The following is a 13,473-nucleotide window of genomic DNA, read 5'->3' as shown; positions in this document are numbered from 1 at the left end:
ACCGGGCACCCGGCAGGTCGGAAGCCACCTTGCTGGCGCGTCGCCGCTTACGAGCAGAGTCCGTTCAGCTCGGCGTAGTCGATCAGCCAGTCGGGGGGTGAGGTGTCGCCGAGCGCCTGCTGCCAGGTGCGGTGCTCGAAGCGGCGGCCCGGCGTCTGCTCGAGCAGCGCGGCGAAGTTAGCCGCGTGCTCGGCGACGCCCGCGGGGCCGAGATTGACCAGTCGCAGCGGCACCCCGAGCCGTTCCGCCATGGCGGCCCCGATCACCCAGTTGCGCGTCAGCTGGTATGAGCCCTCCGACCTCACGGCTATCTCATCCACCGAGAAGAGCTCACGCGCCGCCAGATACTTGTCGTAGCCGACGTAGCCGGGTTGTGAGTCGTTGGCGCTGCCGTGCTTGGCCTCCACGAGCGCCAGCAACTCCGGCCACAGAGCGATGACGTCCGGCTCGGAGCGCCGCTTCGGGTGCTCCTCGAGGCGGTCGCTGACCTGCACGAGTAGCTCGAGCACCTCCGCCGCGCGCGAGCCGGCCACCGGATGCCCCCACAGGAGCAGCGCCTCCGGCTCGCCGAGGTCAGGCTCGCCGACCAGTGCGCCGATCGCACCGACCGCGCGCAGCCCAGCGACAACCGTCCAGGTCACCGCGTCCTCGCTGCGACCAGAGCAGAATTTCTTGGCCTTCGTCGGCCGGTTGTGCACATTGATCGCGCCGGCCAGCGCGTCCGTCAGCCCAGGACGTGCCTGCTCAGGCACATTCAGCTGCGGCGTGGCGGTGATCGACACACGACCGTTCGGCGTCGAAGCGTTGGAGAAGCCCAGCCCACAACGGTGGCAGCGGAAGGCGCATGAGTCGAAGTCCGCCGCCGGCTTCCCCAGCATTTCAGGACGGATATCCCACGCGCCGCCGCACTGCGGGCACCTATCGCCGAAGGCGAGCATCGGCTCGAGCTTCGCATGACGGGCGATCCTCCGGGGCTGTAGCTGGCCGCTGCTGCCCCTGACGACAACAAAGCTTCCGACCGGCGGTGAATGCTCGCTTCGGAGAGGCTCAGAGGCCCGCCGGCAGGCTCACCGAAAACGGGTCCCCGTTTAGGTCCCCGACCGAGCCGATCCTGCTCCCGGCGACCAGACGGGCTGCTACGTTCTCCCTGCTTTCCAGCCCTTTCCGAGACCCTCCGGACCGCCTACGGAACCGAAGGTCAGAGGTCCGAATCCTCTCGGGCGCGCTTCGGAAGACCCCTCCACCGCGGGGACTTCCTCGTTGCTCGGCCATCACGCCGCCCGCCCGCCGGGCGAGATCGCGCCGCACTCGTAGGCGAGGATCACCGCGTGGATCCGGTCGCGTGCGCCGAGCTTGGTCAGCACGTTGCGCACGTGGCTCTTGACCGTCGTCTCCTCGACGGTCAGCGCGGCGGCGATCTCGCGGTTGGCGTGCCCTTGGGCGATGAGCAGGAAGACCTCGAGCTCGCGGGGCGTGAGCTCGGCGAGCCGCGGATCCTGGGAGGGGCTCAGGACCGGCTGCTCGACCACCCGCTCGATCACGCGTCGGGTCACCGCGGGGGAGAGCAGCGCGTCGCCGGAGGCGACGACGTGGATCGCGCGCAGCAGGTCCTCGGGGGCGCTGCGCTTGAGCAGGAAGCCGCTGGCGCCGGCGCGCAGCGCGCCGACGACGTACTCGTCCTCGTTGAAGGTCGTGAGGATGACCACGCGCGCGTCGGGCACCCGGGCGATCAGCTCGCGGGTCGCCGTGATGCCGTCCATCTGGGGCATGCGGACGTCCATCAGCACCACGTCGGGGCGGTGGTGCGGCGCGCGGCGCAGCGCGATGTCGCCGTCCTCGGCCTCGGCGACGACCTCGAGCGCCGGGTCGTTGGAGAGGATCAGGCGCAGGCCGCGGCGGACCAGGTCGTCGTCGTCGACCAGCATCACGCGGATCGCCCCGGGCGCGTCGGTCACGGCGTCCTCGCGCCCCGGGGCAGCGTCGCACGGACCTCGAAGCGGCCACCGACGCTGCGGGCGTCCAGCGTGCCGCCGAGCAGCGCGGCGCGCTCGCGCATCCCGGTCAGGCCGTGGCCGCCCGAGGGCCGCGCCGGTGCGCCGCCGGCGACGGGGTTGACGACGGTGAGCGCCAGCACGCCGTCGCGGCACTCGAGCGTCAGCTCCGCGGCGCCGGCTCCGTGGCGCGCGGCGTTGGTCATCGCCTCCTGGGCGATGCGGTAGGCGGCGCGGTCGACCGCCGGCGGCAGGCGCAGCGCGGGCCCCGTGCGGTCGTGCAGCGAGAAGTCCAGGCCGGCGGCCCGGTGGCGCTCGACCAGCGCCGGGATGCGGTCGATGCCGGGCAGCGGCTCCAGGTCTGCCGGCGCGCCGTCGCGCAGCCCGCCCAGGATCGCGTCGAGCTCCTGCATGGTCTCGCGGGCGATCGCCTCGATGGTGGCGATCGCCTCGCGGCTGCGCTCGGGCTGACTGTCCTGGACGAGCCGCGCCGCCCCGGCCTGGATGAGGATCGAGTTGATCGCGTGCCCGGCCGAGTCGTGGAGCTCGCGAGCGATCCGCGTGCGCTCCTCGGCGACCGCGAGGCGCTGCTCGCGCGCGACGCGCTCGCGCTCCTGCGCGGCCTGCTCGCGTTCCTGTGCGGCTCGCTCCCGGGCCAGACGGCGGCGATCGCTGACGATCCAGCCGCCCGCCCACAGTAGCGCGGTGATCGCGTACTCGCCCGCCTCGGGCTCGAAGCGGACCGAGGCGACGGCGGCGAACGCCGCGAAGGCGGCGACGCAGACGCCCAGGACCACGAGGGCGTCCTGCCTGCTGCGGTCGCGCGCGGCGAGCGTGGCGAGGACGATCGCCGGAGCGGGCGCGGTGAGCACGGCGAGGTCGAGCGCGACGAGCGCTACCGAGCCGGCGAGGACCGCCGCCAGCGCCGCTCGCGGCGCCCGGTGGCGCGCCAGCAGCGGGAGCGCGGCGAGCAGGCAGACGGCCGCGCCGACCACGTCGCCGTCGCTCGCCTGGCCCTCCTTGGCGCCGAACGCCTCGGTGGCCATCTGCGCGACCGAGAAGCCGAACACCGCAGCCGTGAGCGCGGCGTCGAGCGCCAGCTGGCGCGAGCGCGACCCGGGCCTGGTCATCGACACGAGCCGAGCGTAGTGGCGCGCCCCCAACCCGAACACCTCCCGCGGCACGATGCGTCTCCTCCCGCGGGAGGAGACGCAGGATCCGTCGAGCGGACGTTTCGGCGAGGCGGCCGCCGACCTAGCTTCGCCGGCCATGCGAACGACGACGATCTCCGCCCCGCCATCCGCCCCGCCGGCGGACCGCACCGGGCGCTGGCTGGCCGGCCTCACCGGCTGGGTCCTGGCCCACAAGCGCCTGGTCGCGGTCGGCTGGCTCGTGCTCACCCTGCTCGGGTTCTTCGGCTCCGCGAAGGTCACCGACGCGCTCAACGAGAGCTTCACGATGCCCGACAGCGCGAGCACGATCGCCAACGACCGGATCGCCGATCGCTTCGCGTCGGGCGGCGCCACGCCGCCGCTCGTCGCGGTCGTGACGCTGCCACCCGGGACGACGGCCAGCGCTCCGGCGGTCCGCGCTGACCTGCGGACGCTCGAGCAGGACCTCCAGCGCGCCGTCCCTGGCGCTCGCATCGCGTCCTTCGGCTCGACCTCCGAGCGGGCCTATGTCTCCGACGACGGCCGCACCACGTTCGCGATCGTGCACCCGCCGACGGCGGTGGTCGAAGACGCCGGACCGAGCGGCAACGAGATCAGCGACGCGACGCTCGCGAGCGCCGAGCGGGCCGTCGCCGGCGCCCGCGTGGGCGGCGCCGAGGTCCGGCTCACGGGGGCCGCGCTGCTGGCCCGCGAGGCCGAAGGCGAGGGCGGCGGTCCCGGCTTCCTGAACGAGACGCTCATCGCCGGCGTCGCGGCCCTGGTCGTGCTGGCCTTCGTGTTCGCGTCGGCCCTGGCGCTCGTGCCGCTGATGATGGCGATCGTCGCCATCCCGGTCACGCTGCTGGCCGTCTGGGGGCTCACCGCGCTGACCGAGGTCAACCTGGTCGTGGTCTTCCTCGTCTCGCTGATCGGCCTCGGCATCGCGATCGACTACGCGCTCCTGGTCGTCATGCGCTGGCGGGAGGAACGAGAGCGCGGCGAGAGCGACGAGCAGGCGATCGTGCGCGCCGCCGGAACCGCCGGGCGCGCGGTGCTGTTCAGCGGCAGCACGGTGGCGATCGGACTGCTCTCGGCGCTCGTGCTCCCGGTCCCGTTCCTGCGCTCGATGGGCTACGGGGGACTGCTCATCCCGCTCGTGTCCGTCGCCGTCGCGCTGACGCTGCTGCCCGTCGTGCTCGCGACGGTCGGGCCGGTCGCCGACGCCCGCCGGCTGCGACGCACCGACCGCGCCGAGCGGCACTGGGCCACCTGGGCGCGCCTGGTCATCCGCCATCGCGTCGCCGCGGCGCTGGGCGGCACGGCCGTGCTCGTCGCGCTCTGCGTCGTCGCGCAGGGCATGCTGCTCGGCACGCCCGAGGCACGATCGCTCGGCGGCACCGGCGGCGCGAAGGCCGCGCTCGAACAGCTCGATCGCTCCGGCATCGACGCCGCGCCGCTCGCGCCCATCGAGGTCCTGACCCCGGCCGGCCGCGCGGACGAGACCGCGGCCCGCATGGCGACGGTCGACGGCGTCCGCGCCGCCAGCGCCCCGGGCGGCGCGTGGCACGCCGACGGTGTCGCGGTCGTCGAGGTCTTCCCCCGCAGCGACACCAACTCGCAGGCCGGACGCAGGACGGTCGACGCCGTGCGCGATGTCGCCGCGGCGCAGCCGGCGACCACCGTCGGCGGGGGCACGGCGGAGACGATGGACTTCATCGACGGCGTCTACGGCTCGTTCCCGCTGATGCTCGCGCTGATCTCGCTCGTCACGTTCGTCCTCCTGGCGCGCGCATTCCGCTCGATCGTGCTCCCCGCGAAGGCGATCGCGATGAACCTGCTGTCGGTGTTCGCCACCTGGGGCGTCATGACGCTCGTCTGGCAGCACGGCGTGGGCACCGAGCAGCTGTTCGGCGTCGACCCCTCGGGCTCGGTGCTGTCGTGGGCGCCGGTGATCGTGTTCGCGTTCATCTACGGGCTGTCGATGGACTACGAGGTGTTCATCCTCGCCCGGATGCGCGAGGAGTACGACCGCACCGGCTCCACCGACGAGGCGGTCGTGCGCGGGATGGCCGGCACGGGGCGGCTCGTGACCAGCGCGGCGCTGATCGTCTTCCTCGCGTTCGCCTCGATGGCCACCGCCGGGGACGCGGACCTGCAGGTGCTCGCCACCGGACTCGCGGCGGGCGTCCTCATCGACGCGCTCGTCGTGCGCTCGCTCCTCGTCCCCGCCACCGTCTCGTGGTTCGGCCGCTGGAACTGGTGGATGCCCGAGCGCGGCCGGCGGCTCCTGCGCCTGCCCGCGGTCACGCCGGCCGCCGAGTCGTGACCGCGGCCGGCGCGGTGCGAGGGTGGCTAGCCGGGGAGCTTGGCCGCCAGCACGTCGAGCTTCTCGATCATCGGCTCGTCGTAGAGCGTCCCGGCGTTCTCCATCAGTGCCGCGGCCACCCTGCCGTTCAGGTGGGCGTCGCGCCCGGCATCGTCGGGGAAGACGTCGAAGATCCCGAAGGTCGACGGCCCGAGCCGGATGGCGAACCACGCCGTCGTCGCCGGCTCGTCGAGCACGAGGTCCAGGCCCCCGTCGAGGAACGCCTCCACGTCACCCTCGTGGCCCGCCTTGGCCTCGATGCGGACGAACAGCCCCTTCGTCACCGTCGTCGTCGGTCCAGCGATGTCCGCCATGTCGATCTCCTGTCGGTGGGGACCGGGAGCTACCGGCCACGCGGAAGGCGACCCGCTGGACTCGCCGGCGGGGTGGGGTCAGTCGTCCGAAGTCGACGACGGGCCAGCACCCACGGCCTGGTCCTGGGGCGCAGGCGACGGAGGCCGGTAGCGGCTGATGGTCTCGCGGACCTCGTCGTCGCTCTCGAGCCCGGACCCGATCGCGCCGACGACGATCGCCATCGACGTGGCGAACCACGCCGCCGCTGCGTAGTCCTCGAACGCGGCGTCGTGCGAGAGGTTGGACGCCATCGACGCGCTGGGGACCACGAGCGCCATCGCGGCCAGGACGACGGCGTAGAGCACCACGTAGGCGAACACCAGGCCCAGCAGCAGCGTCAGCACGGTCGCGACGTTGATGCGCCTCATCAGCTGCGGATCGGGCGTGCGACTCGCGTCCTCCCACAGCGAGTGCGCGACGACCAGCCAGGCGCCGAGACCGACGAGCGCCACGACGGCGATCACCACGAGGCGGGTGACGTCCTGCTGGTCGGCGATCGCCCACGCATTGGTGTTGACGACGAAGAACCCGGCGCTGCCGAGGATGGCGACCAGGACCTTGGAGAGGTCGCGGACCAGCCGCCACGGCCGGTTCTTCAGGACGAGCTGACCGATGGACAGGTCCTCGTAGTGGGGGCGGCCCGAGGCGCTGTGCGGAGGTGCGTGGTCGATGCTGCGTCCGTACCCGGCGGCCGTCCGCCGAGGGCACCGGTGGTGGGCTTGCAACCACCGACGACGCCGGCCCGCGGTGCGCCGGTACCGTGCGCCAGGCAACGGCTTGGTCCCCCGGCGGCGCGGCACGATCGTCCGCGGGTCGAGCTTGTCCTCTCATCTCGACGCTCGCGCCGACTTGGGCGAGCGAGGGCGTCCAGGCGAAGCGCGGCCGGGGGTCTGGTCGGGGCGAGGCGTGGAGCCAGGGAGGACGGACCCCGCGACGGCGCAGGTCTGATCTCGGCCCGCGACGGAGCGCGTCGTCGAGGCGGGCTTCAGCTGCCGAGGCGCTCGGAGAGCTCGACGAGGCGGTTCGAGAAGCCCCACTCGTTGTCGTACCAGGCGAAGACCTTCACCTGGTCGCCGACGACCTGGGTGAGCGGCGCGTCGAAGATCGCGGAGTGCGGGTCGCCGACGATGTCGGCGGAGACGAGCGGCGCCTCCGAGTAGGCCAGGTACGGCGACAGGCCAGGCGTCGCTGCCGCCGAGCGGAAGGCCGCGTCGACCTCCTCGACCGACGCGCGCCGCGTGAGCTTGGCGGTGAGGTCGGTGATCGAGCCGACCGGCACGGGCACGCGCAGCGACAGGCCGGTGAGCCTGCCGTCGAGCTCCGGGATGATCCTCCCGATCGTGCTCGCGGCGCCCGACGACGTCGGGATGGTGGACAGGGCGGCGGCGCGGGCGCGGCGCAGGTCGCTGTGCGGGGCGTCCTGCAGGCGCTGGTCGCTGGTGTAGGCGTGGATCGTCGTCATCAGCCCGGTCTCGATGCCGAAGGCCTCGTGCAGCACCTTGGCCATCGGCGCCAGGCAGTTCGTCGTGCACGAGCCGTTGGAGACGAGGTCGCCGGCGTCCTCGAGGACGTCGTCGTTGACGCCCAGGACGACCGCCGGCACGTCGTTCGAGGCCGGTGCGGAGATGATGACCTTGCGCGCGCCGGCGGCGAGGTGCTGCCGCGCGCTCGCCGCGTCGGTGAACCGCCCGGTGGACTCGACGACGACGTCGACCCCGACGTCGCCCCAGCCGATGCGCGCGGGCTCGCGCTCCGCGGTCGCCCGGATCCGCGCGTCACCGACGACGAGGGCGCCGTCCTCGACCCGGACGCCGGCAAGGCGGCCGCCGACCGAGTCCCACTCGAGCAGCGCTCCGAGCGTGGCCGCGTCGGCCACGTCGTTGATGGCGACGACCTCGACGTCGGCCGAGCTGCGCAGCGCCGCCCGCAGGTAGGCCCGGCCGATGCGGCCGAAGCCGTTGATCCCGATGCGGACAGCCATCTGCGTCCTCCTCCTGGTTCAGCGCGCGGCGGCGCGGGCGGCCTCGAGCAGCGACACCGCACCTCGGACCGCCGCGTCCATGGGCTCCTGGTCGCCCTGCGCCCTGGCGAGGACGTAGCCGCCCTGCAGCACCGCCGCGAGGGTCCGGGCGAGGTCGGCCGGGTCGACGTCGGCAGGCAGCTCGCCCACCTCGACGGCCTCGGCGATGACGGCCTCCCACCGCCGCAGCACCGTGGCGAACGCCTCGGCCACGACGGTCAGGAGCTCCGGGTCGGCGACGACCTGCGGGTCCTGGGTCATGCGGCCCACGCGACAGCCCCGCGTTCCGGGCCGCGGCACCGTGAGGTACCGGATGATCCGCTCCAAGGGCGACCCGTCGCCGTCGAGCTCCGACGTCTGGCCGGCCATCTCCTGCGCCACCGACGAGAACGCGTCGAGGGCGAGGTCGTGCTTGCCCGCGTAGTGGTGGTACATGCTGCCCTGACCGACGCCGGCACGGGCCAGGACGTCGCGCGGGCTCGTGGCGGCGTAGCCCCGTTCCCACAGCAGGTCGGCCATGGCGTCCCGCAGCTGCTCCCGGGCACTCACACCTTGACTGTACCAACTAGTACGTACAACGGGCACGGCCCCGTCGCGTCCTCTCCGGGGGGATCCACGTGCGGTCGTGCAGCGCGGCGACCGGCAGTCAGTGTGCCGTCAGCGGTCGCAAGCTCACCGTTCCTCGATCAATCGACGGCCAGACGGTCAGCAGCCGGACAGTCAACTAGCTTCCCCGGCGCACAACGCCACACGCCGGAGGCTGGGGAACATGGGGATCAGCAGGACGGGCTCGTCGCCGCATGCGCGCGGGCTGCTTCGACGCGCGACGATGGTCGCCGGCGCGGCGGCGCTGGCGCTCTGGGTGACTCCAGCCGCAGCCGATGCGGCCTTCGCGCCGTGCGGTGAGCGCGGCGTCTTCACGCAGTCCGGGACGACCTTCACGTGCACGTACACCGAGGCCGGCACCGAGGGGACGTTCGTCGTCCCCTCCGACGTGACGCGGCTCGACGTCATCGCCGTCGGTGCCCACGGTGGCGGGGGCTTCAGCGGACGCGGTGCCACGGTCGAGAACCCGTCGCTTCCGGTGACAGGCGGAGCCACGCTCTACGTCGACGTGGCATCGCGCGGGCCGGCGAACGGCCTCTGCCCTGCGTCCCCGACGGCCCGTGGGGAGTTCGACGGCGGCCGCTCCGGCTGGAACCTCTTCAGCGGTTGCCCGGCCGGCAACGCGGGCGGTGGTGGCGGATCCTCGGCGCTGAGCCGTGACCCGCGGGCCTCGGCGACGTTCACCGGCAACGCGGCCACGGACTCTCGTCTGCTCGTCGCGGGTGGCGGCGGAGGCGGCGTCGGCTACAGCTTCGTCCGGGCTGGGGACGCGGGGGTCGCCGACGTCGTCGGCGCCGGCGACGCGTTCACCCCCAACTCCAACCTCGCGGCGCCGGGCGGTGTCGGGCCGACCGACGGCACCGACGGCGGCGGCGAGTCGCGCTTCTGGACCAACGTGGGCGTGAACGGCACCAACGGCACCGCCGCTTCCGGCGGCGACGGGGCCCTCCACCTCCGCGACAACTGCCAGCCCATCGCCGGGGCCGGAGGCGGCGGCGGCTGGTTCGGCGGCGGGGGAGGACCGGCCTTGGGGTGCGGTGGGGCGGGCGCCGGTGGCGGCGGTTCGAGCTACCTGGGCGCCGACCCGGCGCAGTCGGCGAGCATCGCGACCGCAGATGACGCAGCTGCCCCGGCCGTGACGATCAGCTACGAGGCGTCGCGACCCAGCGCGACGATCGTGGCGCCGGCCGACGGCCAGCACTTCGCCGTCGGCCAGTCGGTGGCGACCAGCTTCACCTGCGCGGCGGGCACGTTCGCCGTGAGCTCGTGCCAGGACTCCGGTGGCGAGACCGACGGCACCGGCACGCTGGCCACGAGCACGCCCGGCACGTTCACGTACTCGGTGACCGCCACCGGCCAGGACGGCCTGACGCACACCGACGCCATCACGTACGTCGTCGAGGACCAGACGCGGCCGACCGTCTCGATCACCTCGCCCGAGAACGGCGCGAGCTACGGCCGGGGCACGACCGTGCTCGCGGACTTCGCCTGCGCCGACGAGCAGGGCGGCAGCGGCCTGAAGTCGTGCGTCGGCGACGTCGCCGACGGCCAGCCCGTGGACACCTCGTCGCTGGGCAAGAAGACGCTCTCGGTCACGGCGACCGACAACGCGGGCAACACCCGGACGGTGGAGGTCGGCTACGAGGTGGTCGACGCCACGGACCCGACGGCGTCGATCACGACGCCCGCCGACGGTGCGACCTACGCGCGCGGCGCGACGGTCGAGGCGGACTTCGCGTGCGCCGACGAGCAGGGCGGCAGCGGCCTGACCTCCTGCGTGGGCACCGTCGCCGATGGCCAGCCGATCGACACGTCGTCCTTGGGCACGAAGCAGTTCTCGGTCACGGCGACCGACGACGCCGGCAACACCCGGACGGTCACGGCGGTCTACCTGGTCGCCGACGAGACGAAGCCGGCGGTCTCGATCACGACCCCGGCCGATGGCGCGACGTACGCCCAGGGCGCGACCGTCGAGGCGGACTTCGCCTGCGCCGACGAGCAGGGCGGCAGCGGCCTGAAGTCGTGCGTCGGCACGGTGGCCGACGGCCAGCCGATCGACACCTCGTCGCTCGGCCCGGCGTCGTTCTCGGTGACGGCGACGGACGAGGCGGGCAACACCCGCACGGTCTCGGCGGCCTACACGGTGACCGACCAGACGCCTCCGGGCGTGTCCATCACCTCGGCGCCGAACGGGCTCACCAGCAGCCGGGCGGCGACGATCGAGTTCGGCTCGAGCGACGGCGACGTCGACCGCTTCGCCTGCAAGCTCGACGCCGGGGACTACGCCACCTGCACCCCGCCCAAGTCGCTGAGCGACCTCGCCGACGGCGTGCACGTCTTCAGCGTCAAGGCCATCGACCACGCGGGCAACGAGACGGCCCAGCCGGCGGTCGTGAGCTGGCTCGTCGACGCAACCGCACCCGACACGGAGATCAGCAGCGGTCCGCCCGCCCTGACCAACAGCACGACCGCGTCGATCGGCTTCGGCTCGACGGCCACCGACGTCGCGCGGTTCGAGTGCCAGCTCGACGGCGGCGACTACGCGACGTGCACCACGCCCAAGGCGCTCAGCGACCTCGCCGACGGCCCGCACGTCCTGCGGGTGCGCGCGGTCGACCAGGCAGGCAACGTCGACCCGTCGCCGGCCTCGCGGAGCTGGACCGTCGACACCGCGGCGCCGAACACCGTCATCACCGGGGGTCCGCCGGCGCTGACCAAGAGCCGCTCGGCCTCGTTGGTCTTCGGCTCGTCGGACACCGACGTGAGCCGGCTGGAGTGCAAGCTGGACGGCGGCGAGTACGCGACGTGCACGTCGCCGAAGGCGTTGAGCGGCCTTGCTGACGGCGCGCACACGTTCAGCGTGCGGGCGGTGGACCAGGCGGGCAACGCCGACCCGACGCCGGCGACGCGGTCCTGGACCGTCGACAGCGCCCCGCCCGAGACGACGATCACGAGCGGCCCGACGGGCGTGTTCTCGCCGCCGGCCACGACGAACGACCGCACGCCGGTCTTCCGGTTCACCAGCGAGGCGGGTGCGACGTTCGCGTGCCGGGTCGACAGCGGTGGCTGGTCGCCGTGCACGAGCCCGTTCACGGCCTCGCGGTTGCGCGACGGTCAGCACACCTTCAGCGTGCGCGCCACCGACCAGACCGGCCTCGTCGATCCCAGCCCGGCGACCAAGGCGTTCACCGTGCTGCCCGACTGCAGCCTGTTCCAGTTCCGCTTCATCGTGCGGATCTGCGTGCTGCCCTTCTACCGCGACAACGCCACGACCTGAGCGCCGCACGGCACGGCCGTGCGGCGCCCACGGTGGTCGCGGGACCGGGCCGATCAGCCCTTCGGCATGAACGCCGCCGGGTAGCGGCTGCCGAAGGCGCCCTCGGGCAGGGCGGCGCGGATGGTCTCCAGGTCCTCGGGCGTCAGGACGACGTCGGCCGCCGCCGCGTTCTCGCGCACGCGCTGCGGGCTGCGCGTCCCGGGGATCGGGACGACGTCGTCGCCCTGGGCCAGCAGCCAGGCGAGGGCGAGCTGGCTCACGGTGATGGCCTTGCTCTCGGCCAGGCCCGTGAGCTGCCGCACGGCCTCGAGGTTGCGCTCGAAGTTGCCCGGCTGCCAGCGGTCGTCCCAGCTGCGCATGTCGTCGGCGGGGTACTCGGCCGCGGGCCGGACGTCGCCGGTCAGGAAGCCGCGCCCCAGCGGGGAGTAGGCGACGAAGCCGATGCCGAGCTCGCGGACGACGGGCAGCACCTCGGCCTCGACGTCGCGCTCGAAGACCGAGTACTCGGTCTGCAGGACCGACACCGGCTGCACGGCGTGCGCGCGGCGCAGCGACTCGGGCCCCGCTTCGCTGAGGCCGAAGAAGCGCACCTTGCCCTCGTCGATGAGCTCCTTGACGGTGCCGGCGACGTCCTCCACGGGCACGTCCGGGTCGACGCGGTGCTGGTAGAGGACGTCGAGGACGTCGACGCCGAGGTGGCGCAGGCTGTTCTCCGCGACCTGGCGGATGCGCTCGGGCCGGCTGTCGACGGCGCTGCCCAGCGGCTCGGCGCTCATGTCGAAGCCGAACTTCGTCGCGATGACGACCTCGTCGCGGAACGGCGCCACGGCCTTGCCCAGGAGCTGCTCGTTGGAGCCCGTCCCGTTGCCGTAGAGCTCGGCGGTGTCGAAGAACGTGATGCCCGCCTCGTGGGCGGCGGCGATGGTGGCCGTGACCTCCGCCTGGGTGCTGCCCTGGCCGTAGGCGAGGGTGAAGCCCATGGTCCCGAAGCCGAGTGCCGAGACCTCGAGGCCCTGGGTGCCGAGGGTCCGTCGATGCATGTCGTGCCTTTCAGTCGTGGTCAAACCAAACGGTTCGGTTTGACACTACCACGCTCCCGCGCGATCTATGCTCGGGGCGTGCCGACGACCGTCACGCCCAGGGAGCGAGTGCTCGACGCGGCGCTGCGCGAGTTCGCCGAGCACGGGGTGGCGGGGGCGCGGGTCGACCGCATCGCGCGAGCGGCGAAGACCAGCAAGGAGCGCGTGTACGCGTACTTCCGCTCCAAGGACGAGCTGTACGTGGCCGTCGCCGCCGGGCAGCTGCAGCAGGTCATGGAGAGCACGCAGCTCGACCCCGCCGACCTGCCGGGCTACGTGGGCGAGCTGTTCGACTTCTACGTCGCGCACCCCGAGATGCTGCGGCTCGTCGGGTGGGGACGGCTGGAGCCCAACGAGGCACTCGCCGGGATGGGCGCCGCCGGACAGGCGTCGCTGCGGGCCAAGCTCGCCACGATCGCCCAGGGCCAGGCCGACGGGGTGCTCGACGACGCCTTCGCGCCGCTCGACGTCCTGCTCCTCCTCGTCCACCTCAGCATGGGATGGCTGATGGCGGTCGAGTTCCACCAGCTCGAGGATCCCGCCGACCCCGAGGTCGTCGCCCGCCGCCGGGCCGCCGCCGTGCTCGCCGCCGAGCGGCTGTTCCCGGCGCCCCGGTGAGCCACCGCGGCT

Annotated in this window: 11 protein-coding genes; 3 read left to right on the top strand and 8 right to left on the bottom strand. The window is 73.3% G+C overall.

Translation table 11 applies throughout. From position 1 onward, the window contains the following. Window positions 1-47 precede the first annotated feature (47 nt). From JUB12_RS12040 to JUB12_RS12030, 3 genes are all read right to left on the bottom strand, one after another. A complete protein-coding gene (locus JUB12_RS12040) occupies window positions 48-938 on the bottom strand; it encodes a hypothetical protein (RefSeq protein ID WP_205695650.1) in 891 nt (296 codons plus the stop codon). 333 nt (window positions 939-1,271) lie between these two features. After that, window positions 1,272-1,925 (bottom strand): response regulator transcription factor, encoded by a 654-nt coding sequence (locus JUB12_RS12035; protein WP_205699762.1) that lies wholly within the window; start codon window positions 1,923-1,925, stop codon window positions 1,272-1,274. A gap of 26 nt (window positions 1,926-1,951) precedes the next feature. Then, window positions 1,952-3,121 (bottom strand): sensor histidine kinase, encoded by a 1,170-nt coding sequence (locus JUB12_RS12030; RefSeq protein ID WP_241004522.1) that lies wholly within the window; start codon window positions 3,119-3,121, stop codon window positions 1,952-1,954. A gap of 139 nt (window positions 3,122-3,260) precedes the next feature. Here JUB12_RS12030 and JUB12_RS12025 point away from each other — a divergent pair, with 139 nt between their 5' ends. Further along, complete coding sequence (locus JUB12_RS12025; RefSeq protein ID WP_205695648.1) at window positions 3,261-5,468, top strand: MMPL family transporter; 2,208 nt, start codon at window positions 3,261-3,263, stop codon at window positions 5,466-5,468. Between the two features lie 26 nt (window positions 5,469-5,494). Here JUB12_RS12025 and JUB12_RS12020 read toward each other — a convergent pair whose 3' ends face one another. The 4 genes from JUB12_RS12020 to JUB12_RS12005 form a co-directional block, all read right to left on the bottom strand. Continuing rightward, the gene (locus JUB12_RS12020) at window positions 5,495-5,821 is read right to left on the bottom strand and encodes a putative quinol monooxygenase (RefSeq protein ID WP_205695647.1); all 327 of its coding nucleotides are present in this window, start codon (window positions 5,819-5,821) and stop codon (window positions 5,495-5,497) included. Window positions 5,822-5,899: 78 nt separating this feature from the next. Continuing rightward, window positions 5,900-6,661 carry a hypothetical protein gene (locus JUB12_RS12015; protein ID WP_205695646.1) on the bottom strand — a complete coding sequence of 254 codons (762 nt, stop codon included), beginning with the start codon at window positions 6,659-6,661 and terminating at the stop codon, window positions 5,900-5,902. Between the two features lie 185 nt (window positions 6,662-6,846). Further along, complete coding sequence (gap, locus tag JUB12_RS12010) at window positions 6,847-7,842, bottom strand: type I glyceraldehyde-3-phosphate dehydrogenase (RefSeq protein ID WP_205695645.1); 996 nt, start codon at window positions 7,840-7,842, stop codon at window positions 6,847-6,849. Between the two features lie 18 nt (window positions 7,843-7,860). Continuing rightward, complete coding sequence (locus tag JUB12_RS12005; RefSeq protein WP_205695644.1) at window positions 7,861-8,430, bottom strand: TetR/AcrR family transcriptional regulator; 570 nt, start codon at window positions 8,428-8,430, stop codon at window positions 7,861-7,863. A 220-nt stretch (window positions 8,431-8,650) separates the two neighbouring features. On the opposite strand from JUB12_RS12005, the gene JUB12_RS12000 reads away from it, so the two are divergent. After that, entirely contained in the window at window positions 8,651-11,764 is a 3,114-nt protein-coding gene (locus tag JUB12_RS12000) for a glycine-rich protein (protein WP_205695643.1), read from the top strand. A gap of 53 nt (window positions 11,765-11,817) precedes the next feature. Here JUB12_RS12000 and JUB12_RS11995 read toward each other — a convergent pair whose 3' ends face one another. After that, the gene (locus JUB12_RS11995) at window positions 11,818-12,804 is read right to left on the bottom strand and encodes an aldo/keto reductase (protein ID WP_205695642.1); all 987 of its coding nucleotides are present in this window, start codon (window positions 12,802-12,804) and stop codon (window positions 11,818-11,820) included. 78 nt (window positions 12,805-12,882) lie between these two features. On the opposite strand from JUB12_RS11995, the gene JUB12_RS11990 reads away from it, so the two are divergent. Further along, window positions 12,883-13,461, top strand: coding sequence for a TetR family transcriptional regulator (locus tag JUB12_RS11990; RefSeq protein WP_205695641.1), 579 nt, complete (start codon window positions 12,883-12,885; stop codon window positions 13,459-13,461). Window positions 13,462-13,473: the final 12 nt, after the last annotated feature.

The organism is Conexibacter sp. SYSU D00693 (assembly GCF_017084525.1).
GTDB lineage: Bacteria > Actinomycetota > Thermoleophilia > Solirubrobacterales > Solirubrobacteraceae > Baekduia.
The sequence above is the reverse complement of the archived record's forward strand: the minus strand, read 5'-3'. Positions and strand labels throughout refer to the sequence as shown.